This window comes from Paraburkholderia sp. JPY419 (assembly GCF_050435705.1).
Classification (GTDB): domain Bacteria; phylum Pseudomonadota; class Gammaproteobacteria; order Burkholderiales; family Burkholderiaceae; genus Paraburkholderia; species Paraburkholderia youngii.
This window is the reverse complement of the sequence record NZ_JBNDKV010000002.1, coordinates 2,267,469-2,279,554: the sequence shown is the minus strand read 5'-3', so window position 1 is coordinate 2,279,554 and position 12,086 is coordinate 2,267,469. Positions and strand designations below refer to the sequence as shown.

Here is a 12,086-nt window from a genome sequence, read left to right as displayed (position 1 = left end):
GACGAAACCGGCGGGTGAAGCCGGCCGGTCACGGCGTGTGCAGGTGAGCTGCGCTCGCCGCCCGGCGGGGAATGGAAGACGGTTGCTTCCGGAAACTTCCCGCGCCGGTATTACCCGGATCGGGTGCAAAGGGTCTCTCTCAGCCTCGCCGCCCCGGCATGAAAATCATGCCGCCTGTGGGCGAAGCACCCCTGTTTCGTCGCAGGTCATTAGACCATAAAAGGCGCGGCGCCCGCAAACCAGCGGTCCGCCGTCGCTGCCGCGATTTTGATCTGGCACCGTCTAGCGAGATGCCGATGCGAATCGGCCCGGCGCTCTGGCACAATGCCGTGACCGGTGCCGAAAAAACGCGGCGCGCGCGGCACTCGTGGCCGCATGCGTGGCAGCGGCATCCCGGCGGACGCCGGCCCCGAAAAATTAATTTTCGCTTAAGGGCGTCACGCCAGAATCGGGCGCCCGTCCGGACTCGCGTTCATCGAGCGCGAGGGCGCGATGCCCGGCCAGGTATCGCAGACCCGCCTCAGCCACGGCCTCGCAAAGGGCCGGCTGTCAGCGGGATCGCCCGACATGGGTCAACCAGATCGGACCCGTACGCCGCCGGAATGCACTTCGGGTCAGCACTTCATCAGGACGCTCATGACACCACATACTTCCGCCAGCCCCGCGCTGCCGTCCGACGAAAAGGTCTCCGCCTGGAGCCTGATCAAGCCTTACTGGGTTTCCGAGGAACGAGGCATCGCATGGGGGCTGCTCATTACGATCATCGTGATGAACCTGCTCGTCGTCTGGATCAACGTGCGCCTGAATAGCTGGAGCAGGGACTTCTACAACGCGCTGCAGGAGAAGAACGTCCACGACTTCCCGCATCTGCTGATGATTTTTACCGGACTCGCGTTCGGCTTCATCATCCTCGCCGTGTATGGACGCTATCTGCGTCAGATGCTCGGCTTCCGCTGGCGCCAGTGGCTGACCACCCGCTACCTGAACGAGTGGCTCAACGACAGCGCGTTCTACCGCATCGAGCGCGACCGCCTCGCCGACAACCCCGACCAGCGGATCAGCGACGACCTGCAGTCGTTCGCGACCACCACGCTGTCGCTGACGCTCGATCTGCTGTCGACCGTCGTCACGCTGGTATCGTTCATCACGATCCTGTGGACGCTCGCGGGCGCGCTGAGTATTTCGCTCGGCGGCATGCCGCTGCATATCCCCGGCTATATGGTTTGGGCCGCCGCGCTGTATGCGGTGGTCGGTTCGCTGCTGATGCAGAAGGTCGGCCATCCGCTCGTGTCGATCAACTATCAGGCGCAGAAAGTCGAGGCGGATTTCCGTTTCGGTCTGATCCGGCTGCGTGAGAACGCCGAGCAGATCGCGTTCTACAACGGCATGGAAACCGAGAAGACGAACGCGCGCACGTTGTTCGGCCGCATCCGCGACAACTGGTGGCAGGTGATGAAGTACACGAAGCGCCTGACCTTCGTGCTGAGCTTCTACGGCCAGATCGCGATCATTTTCCCGATCGTCGTCGCCGCGCCGCGCTACTTCGCGGGCGCGTTCACGTTCGGCGTGCTGATGCAGATTTCGAGCGCGTTCGGCACCGTCAGCGATTCGTTCTCGTGGTTCATCAACAGTTATACGAGCCTCGTCGAATGGCGCGCGACCGTAAACCGGTTGCGCGAATTCAAGCGCGTCGTGCATTCGCCGCGTCTGAAGGAATCGGTGTCGCCGGCCACGGAACACGGCGGCATCAATCTGCATTTCGTCGACAGCAACTCGCTTACCACCGACAGCCTCACGCTCGCGCTGCCCAATGGCAACCCGCTGTCGCGCATCCGCGATATCGCGATCCGGCCGGGCTCGCGCTGGCTCGTGCGCGGTCCGTCGGGCGCCGGCAAGAGCACGCTGATGCGCGCGCTCGCGGGCCTGTGGCCGTTCGGCGACGGCTCCATCGACGCGCCGGTCAACGCGCGCATGATGTTCATTCCGCAGGTCAGCTACATGCCGATCGGCACGCTGAAGGCGGCGCTCGCGTATCCGTCGGCGGCGGACACCTATGGCGACGACGAATGCCGCGACGCGCTCATCACCTGCCATCTGTCGGAATACGCGGACCGTCTGCAGGAAACGGGACACTGGACCCGCGTGCTGTCGCCGGGTGAGCAGCAGCGCTTCGCCGCCGCACGCGTGCTGCTGCACAAGCCCGACTACCTGTTCCTCGACGAAGCGACCAGCGCGCTCGACGCGGAAAACGAGGCGCGGCTCTATCGACTGTTCACCGAGAGGCTGCCGAAGGCGGCGATCGTCAGCGTCGCGCATCGCGAATCGCTTGCTGCGTTCCATGACGAAACGCTCGACGTCGAGCGTTCGGCCGAAGCGATAGCGGCGTGAGCGACGCGCACAGCGCTCACTTCAATTAAGCGCACGACGCCGCCCCCGCGCGTCGTGCGCAACATCCGGAAAGACACGAGAAGAGTTCGGAAGCATTTGCGAAGCGCGCAAGCTGTTCCGCGCTTTGAAAATGCCCGCGAGCAGCGACGATAGTCGTACGGGCCGCGCCATGCGTCGGCCTTCGTTGACGTCAGTCACGTCTTTGATCGCAACCGCTCTCCGGACTTCTCGCCCATGTCATTCGCTCGCCATGTTTCACCTCTGCTCCCGACTTTGCTCCCGCGTCTCGCGCTCGCCTTCGGCGCGGCGCTGCTCTTCATGAACGCCGTCGACGCCGCGCAAACGGCCGAGCCGAACCAGCCCGCCGATATCTGCGCGGCGCTCACGCACATCGTCGATGCGAGCGATTTCCGGCAACTGCCGAACGAGACCGCCGCGCAACTGCCGGGCGTCTTCCATTCCGACGATTGCCGCGCTACCGCGCACGCGTACGACTGCCACTGGCGCGCGCACTGGCAAGCCGACGGCGTCATCAACGATCCGCTCGAAGAACTCGGCGCCGACATCGCCGCCTGTTTTCCGCGCGTCGTGCACGACGTCAACACGCCCGTGCGCCAGCATTTCGTCGTGACCACCGACGCGCGCCGCGTGAACGTCACCGCAAGCGTGCAAGGCCAGAACGAACTGCGACTGCGCGTGACGCGCTGAGCGCGCGGCCATCGCTGCTTTCGATGACCCAGCGAATCTCGTGACCGGGATCGGGCGCCGCATCATGACCTCGCCGCCAACCGTGCGCGCGCCAGCCGCAACCAAGCCTTCGCGCCTGGGTCCGACCGCCTCGCTGATATCCCGGCGTCGCTGCGCCCTCGCCGCCTTCGCCGCGACGCTGACACTCACGCTCGACGGCTGCGCATGGACGCTGATCCAGGCCGCCGACGCCACCGGCTCCGTGATCCAGGCCGGCTACGCGATCGCGTCGAACTACTCGTCGCCGACCTTCGTCAACGGCCGGCCCGCCGATGTGCAGCACGTGTGCATCGAAGTGAATCCGACGGTGTCAGTCGGCGATTTCGTGCCGGCGCTGCAGCTCGCGCTCGAGCGGCGCGGCATTCGTTCGGACGTCTACAATCCGGGGACCTCGCCGGCCGGCTGCGAAGCGCGGCTCATCTACAGCGCCGCGATCGACTATGGGCGCCGGTCGTTCAGCGACGAATCCATCCAGTACCTGTCGATCATCGATCTGACGCTGATCCAGAGCGGCCGCATTCTCGTCACCGCGCGCTATCAGACCGGCGGCCTGAACACCGACCGCTTCTCGTCGGCCTCGGTGAAGCTCGGCGGGTTGATCGAGCGGATGGTCGTCGATCGGACCGATTTCGCGCGCCAGGAGCATCAACAGCAGACCCTGCAAACCTCGCAGGCCTTCCCGCCGACCCGCTGAAGACCCGCGGCTGTGCGTTCGCTTGCAGCGCCTTACACGGGAAAGGATTGGAAAGCGGTATGCGCTTTGCGCGGCCCGTGCGCATCACTAAGATGACCTGAATGAACCAGACCATCCTGATCGTCGATGACGATCCCGTCGTACGCGAACTCGTCAGCGAATATCTGCACGGGCGCGGCTTCAACGTCTCCACCCTCGAAAATGGCTTGGCGTTGCAGCGCAGATTGCAGCGGGAGCGTCCCGCGCTCGTCGTGCTCGACATCATGATGCCGGAGCTCGATGGCATCAGCGCGCTGCGCGCGTTGCGCGTCGCCGGCGACGACATTCCCGTGATTCTGCTGACCGCGCGCGCCGATCCGATCGATCGCGTGATCGGCCTCGAACTCGGCGCCGACGACTATCTCGGCAAGCCGTTCGAACCGAGCGAGCTCGTCGCGCGGATTCGCACGGTGTTGCGGCGTCGCGGCTCGATCGCGCCGGGCGCGCCGGAGCAACGCGCGCCCTATCATTTCGGCCGCTTCGAAGTGAACTTCCCCGCGCGCGAACTGCGCCGCGACGGCGAACGCATCACGCTGCGTTCGAGCGAATTCGCGATGCTGAAGGTGTTCGTCACGCACGCGATGACCGTGCTTACACGTGCGCAGCTGCTCGAGAAACTGCACGGCAATAGCGAAGCGCATCGCAATCGCAGTCTCGACGTATCGATCTGGCGCTTGCGTCGGCTGATCGAAGTGGACCCATCGGAACCGCGCTACGTGCAGACGGTGTGGGGACGCGGCTATGTGTTCGTGCCGGATGGCGAGCTCGGCGCGGCCGAACGCGGGCTCGCGCCGCCGCTCGGCGAGCGGCGCGAGTCGATCTGATCGGAGCCGGTTGATGCGATCTGCGCGTCGCGCACAATGCGCAGCGCGCTGACGCGGCTGACGGTCAAAACGTCAGCACACTCAGAAACATCCGCTGCAGCCAGCCCATCGTCGTCGCGTCGTTGACCATGCCGAGGCCCGCCTGTTCGATACGCGCGTTCGCGACCTTGCTCGACGCAACGTAATTGCCTGCTTCGATATCCTTGGGATTGACGATGCCCGACAACCGAAGACGGTCGCGGATACCGCTCATCGCGATCACCTTCTCGCCCGACACGACGAGATTGCCGCCCGACACCGTGCCGATCACGGTCACGGCGAGCGTGCCCGTCATATCGCTAATGTCGCGCAGATTGCCTTGCCCCTTGTAGTCGGTGCTGGCCGAGCCGATGTTGAACAGTTTCGCGAGCCGCGCGGCGGCGTTCGTCGATTGGTCCGCGGCGGTCGCGGTGATGCTGCTCGCGCGGTTCGCCGATGCGCTCGCGCTGTTGTTGCCGCTATACGATTCGGACAGCCGGATCGTCAGCACGTCGCCGATATGCTGCGCGCGCGGCGTCTCGTACAGCAGCAGCGGCGCGCCGGCCTGATAGATCGCGCCTTGCGTGTTGACGTTCAACGGCGCGGACGCAAGCGGCGGCGCCATCGGCGTTTCGACGATCGACCTGGTCTGCGTATTCGAACAGGCCGCGAGACAGCTCGCGGCGCCGAGCACCAGGATGAGTCGTAGTGCGGTCATGCTGACTCCGTGGCTAGAAAGATGAAAAGGAGTTAAAGCGTGGCGGCGCTAGCCAGACGCCACCCGCTTTCGGCGTTGGGTTCGCACCGATAATCAGGCTTGCCAGGCAATCATCAGCCCGCGTCGGCGCCGCTCGCCTGCCACTGCCGCACGACCGCTTTCATCCACGCATCCGAGCCCTTCAGCAGATACGTGAGCGTGCCGTTGCGGCTGCCCGGCAGAAAGCACAGCGTGATCGAACTGACCGCGTTCTCCCATACGTACATCGGCATCGCGCCCGGCGCCGCCGCGTTGCGCGTCGCGAGACGCGGCGGCCCATAACGATCCTCGAGCGCGTCGCGCAGATCCTCCGCGGTCAGCTCGTCGATCACGAACGACATCTCGTAGAGACGCAATGCGCCTTGCCCGTCGATGCGCGTGAAGCGCATCACGTGTTCGAGCGCCGGCGCGCCATCCACCACCGCCTGCGACACCGCCCAGCGCTGATCGTCGCGATGCGCCCAGCGGCACGCGACGCTCAGGCTATCGTGCGATTTCAGCCGCATGCCGAGCGCTCCCGCCTGCACGTCGGTCTCGCAGATCGGCACGCTGCCGACCGGCGTCGCGCGCACGGCCGAGCCCGCGCGGAATTCGTCGATCGTGATGCCGAGCGCGACACCCCGAAACGAAAACGGCCTGTCCGGCGAGCGCCGCCGCGTGTCGGTGACGACGCTATTCGATGCGCTGACCGCCTTCGGACTGCGCGCGACAGGCTGCGCATGCGCGGCACACGCCAGCACACCGCCGACCAGCATCAATGCACCAACCATCCTGGTGAGCATCATGATTCAATCGATCGCGGAAGCACACATGTCGAAGGGCGTCGCCGCCGCATGGCCGACGACCGGCAGCACTTTCAGGGTCGCCGCCGTGACCCGGCACGGCAGCGCCGCGGCGCCGCAGCCGCCGAGCGGCAACAGCAGCGCGCCGGCAACGAGCCACGCCACGACGCGACGCGGATGCTCAGTAGTTCTGGATAACGGCACGCGGACCTCGCCGGTTCACGCGGTCGTGTTGACCAGATGGCCGATGAGCCCCGTCCCCGGCGCAGGCAGTGCAGGCTGCGCGAGCGCGCTGCTTTGCTGCGATTTCGCCGCTGCACCGGTGGGGCTGGAACTGGTGGACTTCTCCGTGGCTGGCGTCTTCGCCAGCGTGGAGAACGGCGTGGAACTGAGGGTGCTGTGGATCGTCATGATGGACCTCGCGAAGGCGCGCATTGCGCGCGGGTGTCGGTTGAGCGCCGCGAGCCGTCATCCGAGGCAGCTGGCCTCGTTCGGCGTGCGGCGCGACTTGCTGCGCAACGAATCATCGCGCCGCGCAGGCGCCGACGATGGGCGAAGCAAAGCACGCTTTCGCGCGGTTGTTACGACCCGTTCCGTGGGCTTGCGAGGGCTTTCGAGTGCTTGCCAGGCGTTGTCATCGCGTGGCGGTCGTTGCGGAGAGCAGGATCAGGCAGTGCTAAAGTAGGCGCGGAACCTTCGCTGATCCGCCCCGGCGCAAGCCCGCCAGCGCCACGTGGCGCACAGTAAGCGTTGGTAAGGAAATGCGCGGTCGCGCGTCGGGCGCGCCAGTCTAGAATTTCGCCATGAATCCACAGGTCCTTATCGTCGACGACGATCCGGTCGTACGCGATCTGCTTTGCAAGTTTCTGCAGTCGAACGGCTTCGATGCGTCCGTGCTGCATGACGGCACTCATTTGCAGCGTCGTCTTGAGCGCGAGCGGCCGTCGGTCGTCGTGCTCGACATCATGATGCCGAACACCGACGGCCTGCGCGCGCTCACCGCGTTGCGCGCCGCCGGCGACGACATCCCGGTGATCTTCGTGACCGCGCGCGGCACGGTGGCCGATCGCATCGTCGGTCTGTCGCTCGGCGCGGACGACTATCTGACCAAGCCATTCGATCCGCGCGAACTGCTGGTGCGCATCCAGACCGTGCTGCGCCGGCGCGGGCCATCCACCACGAGCGCGCCGGAAGCACGCAAGCGCTATCGCTTCGGTCCGTTCGAACTGGACTTCGCGACGCGCTCGCTGAGCCGCGACGACGCCAAGCTGCCGCTGCGCGACAGCGAATTCGCGCTGCTGAAGATCTTCGTCAACAATCCGTACAAGGTGCTGTCGCGCGTGCTGATTCACGATCTCGTGCATCGCGACGACCTCGCGTTCCGCGACCGCAGCCTCGACGTCCCGATCTGGCGCCTGCGCCGCGTGATCGAGGACGACCCGTCGAACCCGTGCTATGTGCAAACGGTGCGCGGCAAGGGCTATGTGTTCGTGCCCGACGCCAATGGGACCCCCTTCGAGGACGGGGCCGCCCCGAGCGCATGAGAAATCCGCTGAACACGCTGTTCGGCAGAATGGCGTTGCTGTCGGCGGCGGTGCTGTTCGCGATTCAGGCGAGCTGGTTCGTGCTGGTGACGATGCAGCCGCCGCGCCATGAAATCGACGGCTTCGCGCGCGGCATTCTGCTGGTGCTGCAGGCGATCAACGGCGAGCCGATCAAGGGCGCCGCGCTCGCGCCGGCGATGCGCGTGCATCTGGTACCCACCTGGAACATGCCGACCAGCGTGCATCTGCGCGAGCCGCACGAGCATGTGTTGGTCGAGTTGAGCCGGCATCTGCGCGAGAACCTGCCGGCCGGCACGCAGATCGCCGTCGACGATCTGCGTCCGCCGCAACTGTGGGTGCTGGTTCCGGGCAAGTCGAACTGGGTCGTCGTGCCGGTCGATGTCCCGCCGCCGCCGCGCTTTCTGATCGAATCGGTCTCGATGCTGGCCGCCGGGTTGATCCTGTCGTTGTTCGCGGTTTGGCAGATGCAACGGCCGTTACTGCGCGTCGCCGATGCGTCGCGCGCATTCGGCTCGGGCGGCCGCCCTGAACCCGTGCCGGTGCAGGGTCCGCGCGAACTGCGCGATCTGATCGGCTCGTTCAACGACATGATGCGCCGCCTGAACGAAGCCGGCGACGACCAGGCGGTGATGCTCGCCGGCGTCGCGCATGATCTGAAGGCGCCGCTCACGCGCCTGAAGCTGCGCGCGAGCGTGCTGGTCGACGAAAACGAGCGTGCCGGCCTGATCCGCGACGTCGATTCGCTGACCAACATCGTCCAGCAGTTCCTCGAATTCGCGGGCCAATCGGCGGACGCCGGACCGCCGGTCGAAGTCGACGAGTTCTTGCGCGAGCAGTTTTCCTCGGGCGATTACGCGGAGGCCGCTGAACCCGCCGAAGCGGCGGACCCCGCCGAAACCCAGCTTTTCGCACTGGACTTGCGCGCTGGCCCCTCGTTCACGCTGCCGCGCACGCTGCTCGACCGGCTCATGACGAACCTCGTCGACAACGCGCTCGAACACGGCATGCCGCCGGTGGAAATCTCAACCGCGTGCAACGACGGTCATTGGATCATCAGCGTGCGCGACCACGGCCCCGGCATTCCCGACGACCGCATCGCCGCGGCGATGAAGCCGTTCGTGCGGCTCGACGCCGCGCGCGGCGGCGAAGGCCATTGCGGGCTCGGTCTCGCGATCGTCGCGCGGCTCGCGCACCATCGCGGCGGACGCTGCCTCGTGCGCAATCATGCGCAGGGCGGGCTCGACGTACGGATCGAACTGCCGGTGGACCCGGCGCTGACGTGAGGATGCTCGCAAGTAGGCGGGCCCGGACTGGGGCACTTACCTGCCCTTACCGCATCGACTGTCGCGCCGATCGCGGCCTTATAGTCGCCCCCGGCAACCTCGATGCCGCCCTTCTCGGTCCGCCCGCTCCTCTGGGGCGGACTTTTTTTCGCTATCGGACGGACGAAGCGCGTCAATGCACGAGCCGATTACGCAGCGTGTCGACCGTCGCGGTGGAAAGACCGAGGCCTTGCGTTAAATAGCTCGCCATCGTGCCGTAGCTCGCCTGGACCTGGTCGAAGCCCGCCTGCAGATAATTCTCGTCGACGTCGAACAACGGCGCTCTCGCCGCGGCGATGGCCGCGCCTTCCTGCGCGCGCAGCGCGGTGGTTTGGGCAGCGATCGATGGCGCGAGATAGACGTTGCTGAGCAGGTAGTCTTGCATGATCACGTCGAGCGGAACGTTGGCGATGCTGAGCAGCAGCGCCGCGACCCAGCCGGCGCGATCCTTGCCCGCACTCGAGTGGAATAGCTGCGCGCCCGTGCCGTTGGCGAGCGCGCCGAGCAACGCGCCATAGGCGGCTCGCTGCGGGCCGCCCGTCACATACGCGCGCGCCTGAGCCTGCATGAACGCGACGGCGTCGACGGGCGAATCGACCGGGGGTGTGACGAAGTCGTTCGTACCGAGCACATTCAGCGTGGCGGATGTCGCGCCGCCCGGCAGCACGTCGGCGGTGCGCGCGATTTCGGCGGGCGTGCGCAGGTCGTAGACCGACACGATGCCGAGCTTGTCGAGCGTCACAGCGTCCGTGCCGCTCAGCGTCAGCGCATTCGCGCGAAAGAACACGCCGCGCCGCATCTGCTTGCCGTCGACGGTCAGATAGCCGGCACCCGCGCCGCCGACATCGCGGAAATTGCTGACCGACACGAGTCGCGGCGTAGCCGGCTGCTCGGCTTCGAGACTGCCGCCGCACGCGGATAGCAGCGTGCTGCCGAAACCCGCGGCCAGCATCGCACCGGCCGAGCCCCTCAGAAAGCGTCGCCGCGCCGCCGACGTTTCGCCCAGCATGCCGCGCTCCACGGGCACGGTCGTGCTCGTAAGGGCGCGGAAAGGCGAACGGTTTTTCGCGGTGACGGGCATCGGAGGCGACGGGTTATAGGAGGATCGAGTGGGCAGCCGGGCTGCAGACGCAGTTTAACGTTGACCAATAAGTTTTGCGTTACATCGTAGGGGTTAGTAAGAAAAAAAGAGGGCCGGGTGCGCGCCAATAAATGCCGCGTGACGCTTGCGCGCTGTCGCAAATGAGGCGGACATAACGCACCGCGACGAGGCAAAAGAAAACCGGGCTCCCCCTTTCAGGCGAGCCCGGTTTCTTTGTTACTGCATCGCTTTACCGCTACCGGTGTCCTTCATGGGGCACCTTGTCGTCTCCACGTCTTCCTGCAAATTGAAGACGCTTAACGCGGCAGTTCCGTATGCCCCATCAGGAACGCATCGACCGAACGTGCGCACTGACGGCCTTCGCGGATCGCCCATACCACGAGCGACTGGCCGCGACGCATGTCGCCCGCCGTGAACACCTTGTTCACCGACGTGTAGTACGCCTTGTCGCCCTCGGTCGTGGCGCGCACATTGCCGCGCGCATCCTTGTCGACGCCGAATGCTTCCAGCACCGGCGAGACCGGCTGCGTAAAGCCCATCGCGAGCAGCACGAGGTCGGCCTTCATTTCGAATTCGGAGTTCGGCACTTCGACCATCTTGCCGTCCTTCCATTCGACGCGCGCGGCGATCAGCTTCTCGACCTTGCCGTTCTTACCTTCGAGGCGCTTGGTCGCAACCGCCCAATCGCGCTCGCAGCCTTCCTCATGCGACGACGACGTGCGCAGCTTGATCGGCCAGTACGGCCACACGAGCGGCTTGTTCTCTTCTTCCGGCGGCTGCGGTAGGAGTTCGAACTGCGTGACGCTCTTCGCGCCATGACGGTTCGACGTACCCACGCAGTCCGAACCGGTATCGCCACCGCCGATCACGACGACGTGCTTGCCCTTCGCGATCAGCTGGTTCGGCACCTTGTCACCGGCGTTGACCTTGTTCTGCTGCGGCAGGAATTCCATCGCGTAGTACACGCCTTCGAGCTCGCGGCCCGGCACCGGCAGATCGCGCGGTGTTTCCGAACCACCGGCGATCACGACCGCGTCGAACTGCTCGTTCAGCTCGGCCGGCGTGATGGTTTCCTTCGCGGTGCTGCCGATGTGCGCCGGCAACGAGTCCGGTTTGCCGATGAACACGTTGGTGCGGAACGTCACGCCTTCGGCTTCCATCTGGCGCATGCGGCGGTCGATCTGCCACTTCTCCAGCTTGAAGTCGGGGATGCCATAGCGCAGCAGGCCGCCGATCCGGTCGTTCTTCTCGAACACGGTCACGTCATGACCGGCGCGCGCGAGCTGCTGCGCAGCCGCGAGACCCGCGGGGCCCGAGCCGACCACGGCGACCTTCTTGCCGGTCTTGTGCTTCGGCGTTTGCGGCGCGACCCAGCCTTCGGCCCACGCCTTGTCGATGATCGCGTGCTCGATCGACTTGATGCCGACCGGGTCGTCGTTGATGCCGAGCGTGCACGCCGCTTCGCACGGCGCCGGGCAGATGCGGCCCGTGAACTCGGGGAAGTTGTTGGTCGAATGCAGCACTTCGATCGCGTTCTTCCAGTCCTGACGGAACACCAGGTCGTTGAAGTCCGGGATGATGTTGTTGACCGGACAGCCGTTGTTGCAGAACGGAATGCCGCAGTCCATGCAACGCGCGCCTTGAATCTTCGCTTCGTCGTCGGTCAGTGCCGCGACGAATTCCTTGTAGTGCTTCACACGCGTGAGCGGAGCCTCGTACGTCTCGTGGCGACGTTCGAACTCGAGAAAACCGGTTGCCTTGCCCATGTGGTTCTCTTCTCTATCTGTATCTAGGGGTAATCTGGACCCGCCGCGCGTCGATCGATCGGAACGCGGCGGGTACGTCTAA

General features: G+C 65.5%; 12 protein-coding genes and 1 riboswitch. Of the genes, 6 read left to right on the top strand and 6 right to left on the bottom strand.

The window, feature by feature from the left end:
* Nucleotides 1-79 precede the first annotated feature (79 nt).
* A riboswitch (TPP riboswitch) is annotated at nt 80-203 on the bottom strand.
* Nucleotides 204-636: 433 nt separating this feature from the next.
* From QFZ91_RS16545 to QFZ91_RS16530, 4 genes are all read left to right on the top strand, one after another.
* On the top strand, nt 637-2,388 hold the full coding sequence (locus QFZ91_RS16545) for an ABC transporter ATP-binding protein/permease (protein WP_368598715.1): 1,752 nt from the start codon (nt 637-639) through the stop codon (nt 2,386-2,388).
* Between the two features lie 234 nt (nt 2,389-2,622).
* Nucleotides 2,623-3,096, top strand: a complete 474-nt coding sequence (locus QFZ91_RS16540; protein WP_429567830.1) for a hypothetical protein — start codon at nt 2,623-2,625, stop codon at nt 3,094-3,096.
* Between the two features lie 64 nt (nt 3,097-3,160).
* Nucleotides 3,161-3,829 carry a hypothetical protein gene (locus QFZ91_RS16535; RefSeq protein ID WP_429567829.1) on the top strand — a complete coding sequence of 223 codons (669 nt, stop codon included), beginning with the start codon at nt 3,161-3,163 and terminating at the stop codon, nt 3,827-3,829.
* A gap of 101 nt (nt 3,830-3,930) precedes the next feature.
* Complete coding sequence (locus tag QFZ91_RS16530) at nt 3,931-4,692, top strand: response regulator (protein ID WP_429567828.1); 762 nt, start codon at nt 3,931-3,933, stop codon at nt 4,690-4,692.
* A 64-nt stretch (nt 4,693-4,756) separates the two neighbouring features.
* Here QFZ91_RS16530 and QFZ91_RS16525 read toward each other — a convergent pair whose 3' ends face one another.
* The 4 genes from QFZ91_RS16525 to QFZ91_RS16510 form a co-directional block, all read right to left on the bottom strand.
* Nucleotides 4,757-5,428, bottom strand: a complete 672-nt coding sequence (locus QFZ91_RS16525; protein ID WP_429567827.1) for a flagellar basal body L-ring protein FlgH — start codon at nt 5,426-5,428, stop codon at nt 4,757-4,759.
* A 113-nt stretch (nt 5,429-5,541) separates the two neighbouring features.
* Nucleotides 5,542-6,252, bottom strand: a complete 711-nt coding sequence (locus QFZ91_RS16520) for a hypothetical protein (RefSeq protein ID WP_429567826.1) — start codon at nt 6,250-6,252, stop codon at nt 5,542-5,544.
* Nucleotides 6,253-6,255: 3 nt separating this feature from the next.
* Complete coding sequence (locus tag QFZ91_RS16515) at nt 6,256-6,453, bottom strand: DUF6726 family protein (protein ID WP_368598721.1); 198 nt, start codon at nt 6,451-6,453, stop codon at nt 6,256-6,258.
* Nucleotides 6,454-6,468: 15 nt separating this feature from the next.
* Nucleotides 6,469-6,660, bottom strand: coding sequence for a hypothetical protein (locus QFZ91_RS16510; protein WP_368598722.1), 192 nt, complete (start codon nt 6,658-6,660; stop codon nt 6,469-6,471).
* Between the two features lie 392 nt (nt 6,661-7,052).
* On the opposite strand from QFZ91_RS16510, the gene QFZ91_RS16505 reads away from it, so the two are divergent.
* Entirely contained in the window at nt 7,053-7,793 is a 741-nt protein-coding gene (locus QFZ91_RS16505; protein WP_429567825.1) for a response regulator, read from the top strand.
* Nucleotides 7,790-9,097: an ATP-binding protein gene (locus QFZ91_RS16500; protein ID WP_429567824.1), complete on the top strand. Its 1,308-nt coding sequence runs from the start codon at nt 7,790-7,792 to the stop codon at nt 9,095-9,097. Before QFZ91_RS16505 ends, QFZ91_RS16500 begins: the two co-directional genes overlap by 4 nt.
* Before the next feature lie 172 nt (nt 9,098-9,269).
* On the opposite strand, the gene QFZ91_RS16495 is transcribed toward QFZ91_RS16500, so the two are convergent.
* Together QFZ91_RS16495 and QFZ91_RS16490 are read right to left on the bottom strand one after the other, a co-directional pair.
* Nucleotides 9,270-10,145: a tyrosine-protein phosphatase gene (locus tag QFZ91_RS16495; RefSeq protein WP_429567823.1), complete on the bottom strand. Its 876-nt coding sequence runs from the start codon at nt 10,143-10,145 to the stop codon at nt 9,270-9,272.
* A 389-nt stretch (nt 10,146-10,534) separates the two neighbouring features.
* Nucleotides 10,535-12,004, bottom strand: coding sequence for a glutamate synthase subunit beta (locus tag QFZ91_RS16490; RefSeq protein ID WP_429567822.1), 1,470 nt, complete (start codon nt 12,002-12,004; stop codon nt 10,535-10,537).
* Nucleotides 12,005-12,086 lie beyond the last annotated feature (82 nt).

Bases quoted from the DNA above. Each gene is read 5' to 3' on its own strand.
- QFZ91_RS16545 (WP_368598715.1), top strand. From the start codon at position 637: ATGACACCACATACTTCCGCCAGCCCCGCGCTGCCGTCCGACGAAAAG.
- QFZ91_RS16540 (WP_429567830.1), top strand. From the start codon at position 2,623: ATGTCATTCGCTCGCCATGTTTCACCTCTGCTCCCGACTTTGCTCCCG.
- QFZ91_RS16535 (WP_429567829.1), top strand. From the start codon at position 3,161: ATGACCTCGCCGCCAACCGTGCGCGCGCCAGCCGCAACCAAGCCTTCG.
- QFZ91_RS16530 (WP_429567828.1), top strand. From the start codon at position 3,931: ATGAACCAGACCATCCTGATCGTCGATGACGATCCCGTCGTACGCGAA.
- QFZ91_RS16525 (WP_429567827.1), bottom strand. From the start codon at position 5,428: ATGACCGCACTACGACTCATCCTGGTGCTCGGCGCCGCGAGCTGTCTC.
- QFZ91_RS16520 (WP_429567826.1), bottom strand. From the start codon at position 6,252: ATGATGCTCACCAGGATGGTTGGTGCATTGATGCTGGTCGGCGGTGTG.
- QFZ91_RS16510 (WP_368598722.1), bottom strand. From the start codon at position 6,660: ATGACGATCCACAGCACCCTCAGTTCCACGCCGTTCTCCACGCTGGCG.
- QFZ91_RS16505 (WP_429567825.1), top strand. From the start codon at position 7,053: ATGAATCCACAGGTCCTTATCGTCGACGACGATCCGGTCGTACGCGAT.
- QFZ91_RS16500 (WP_429567824.1), top strand. From the start codon at position 7,790: ATGAGAAATCCGCTGAACACGCTGTTCGGCAGAATGGCGTTGCTGTCG.
- QFZ91_RS16495 (WP_429567823.1), bottom strand. From the start codon at position 10,145: ATGCTGGGCGAAACGTCGGCGGCGCGGCGACGCTTTCTGAGGGGCTCG.
- QFZ91_RS16490 (WP_429567822.1), bottom strand. From the start codon at position 12,004: ATGGGCAAGGCAACCGGTTTTCTCGAGTTCGAACGTCGCCACGAGACG.